This is a genomic window from Pseudoalteromonas sp. SR45-5, assembly GCF_014163565.1.
Taxonomy (GTDB): Bacteria; Pseudomonadota; Gammaproteobacteria; order Enterobacterales; family Alteromonadaceae; genus Pseudoalteromonas; species Pseudoalteromonas distincta.
This window is the reverse complement of record NZ_JACJDN010000631.1, coordinates 1-2260: the sequence shown is the minus strand read 5'-3', so window position 1 is coordinate 2260 and position 2260 is coordinate 1. Positions and strand designations below refer to the sequence as shown.

Here is a 2260-nt window from a genome sequence, read left to right as displayed (position 1 = left end):
CCTGTATAACAGGTTGCCTTACTAAGTAATAAAAAGTAAGTGTTACTTACCAAATACGTACACGCTCATCTTCAGGAAGGTATAACGCATCGCCTGGTTTTACATCAAACGCTTTGTACCATGCATCATGGTTACGCGGCGCTTGTGCTCTAAAGCGACCTGGGGCATGTGTGCCACCACGCAGTTGGTTAAGCATGCTTTGCTCAGTACGTTTTTCTTTCCATACTTGTGCCCACGCAAGGAAGAAACGCTGATCGCCAGTAACGCCGTCAATAACAGGCGCTTCTTTACCATTTAAACTGAGCTTGTACGCGTGATAAGCCATTGATAGCCCACCTACATCACCAATGTTTTCGCCAAGGCTATTTCGACCATTAACAAAATTACCTTCGATTGGCTCGTATTTACTGTACTGCGCAGCCAGTTGATCGGCTTTTTTGTCAAATGCAGCGCGGTCAGCATCAGTCCACCAGTTACGTTGCACACCGTTTTCGTCAGATTTTGAACCTTGATCGTCAAACCCATGACCCATTTCATGACCAATTACAGCGCCAATACCGCCATAGTTTACAGCCGGATCGGCATTTGGATCGAAAAACGGCGGTTGTAATATCGCAGCCGGAAATACAATTTCATTAAACGAGCTATTGTAGTAAGCGTTTACGCGTTGTGGCGTCATGCCCCAGCGGTTACGGTCTGTTTTTTGTAGCTCTTTTTCAACACTTTCTGCATGAAAAAATTCACGCATGTTTTTCACATTACCGATTAAATCGTTTTTAGTAATGCTTAAACCATCATAAGACTGCCAAACATCGGGATAACCAATTTTTGGTACAAATGCAGCCAGTTTAGCGCGCGCATTTACTTTAGTTTCATCGCCCATCCACTCTAGGTTATCAATACGTTCACCAAGAGCTGTACGTAGGTTTTCAACCAGCTCAGACATTTGTTGTTTTGACGACTCAGGGAAGTAACGCGCTACGTATATCTTACCAATAGCAAAACCAAGCGAACTTGTGCCCGACATTTCACTTATTGCACGTTTCCAACGAGGGCGAGGCTCTTGCTGTCCGTTTAGTTCTTTACCAAAAAAAGCAAAGTTAGTATTAAATATGTCCTCTGATAGTAAACCTGCGTTACCGCTAATAGCGTGATACGTTAGGTAGTCTTTCCATACTGCAATATCTTCTTGATTGATTAGCTCAATCATCGCTTTTATTGGCTCAGGCTGAGATACATTTAACTGAGGTACTTTATAACCTGTTTGCGCAAAATATAAATCCCAGTTAAAGCCAGGATAAGCAGTGCTTAAATCGGCACGTTCAACTTGGTTTAGGGTTAAGTCGCGATTACGGCGCTTTTCACGAGGCCAATGACCTTGTGCAATTTTGGTTTCAAGATCAACAATTGCTTGAGCGCGCTCAGCGGTATTTTCGACTCCTGCAAACTCAAGCATGTCAGCAATGTGGGCAACATAAGCTGTACGGGTTTTAACAAAGCGCTCAGCATCTTCAAGGTAGTAAGAACGATCTGGTAAACCTAAACCACCAGCACCTAGTGACATTTCATATTTGTTAGGGTCTAGGCGATTAAACCACATCCCGCCGCCAAAAGGGGCTTTATTACCGGTTAACCAAGACTTACCAAACATCTCAGCTAAATCCTCAGTTGACGATATATCACTAATTTCACTTAACAATGGCTTGATTGGCGCTACACCTAGTTTATTAAGTGTTTCGGTATCCATATAGGCATTGTAAAAATCAGCAACGAGTTTTTCTTCTGCGTTTAAATCTTTACGTGCGGCTATTTCTTCAATAATAGCTTTAACATCGTCTTCGCTTCGCTCAGCTAATCCAGAAAATGCACCATAGCGGGTTTTATCTGCAGGCATTTCGTAGTTGTCATACCACGTGCCGCTGGCATACATAAAAAAGTCATCGCCTGGTTTCACGGCTTCGTTACGAGCTGTTAGATCAACACCAAAACTACCTAACTCTGCTTTTTCTGTCACTGTTGCTGTAGTTACTTTAGGTTGTTGCTCGTCTATTTTTGTTGTTTGCGGCTCTGAACAACCGGTAATAAATGTGGCAGATAATGCTGCGGCAATTAAACTCTTTTTCATTACTTACTCCTGAGTATCACTGATTGAATTAAAGCAGCAGTGAATCATTTTTATTGTTACGAATATTTAACTTATCGATTGTTATTGATATTAATCAGACAAACAAATCTTTTGAGGTGAATCACCACAGTGCTC

Annotated in this window: 1 protein-coding gene; it reads right to left on the bottom strand. The window is 42.1% G+C overall.

Annotated elements, in window-relative coordinates; all coding sequences use genetic code 11:
• Nucleotides 1-46 precede the first annotated feature (46 nt).
• Complete coding sequence (locus H5072_RS17315) at nt 47-2125, bottom strand: M13 family metallopeptidase (RefSeq protein ID WP_182694254.1); 2079 nt, start codon at nt 2123-2125, stop codon at nt 47-49.
• Between the last annotated feature and the right edge of the window lie 135 nt (nt 2126-2260).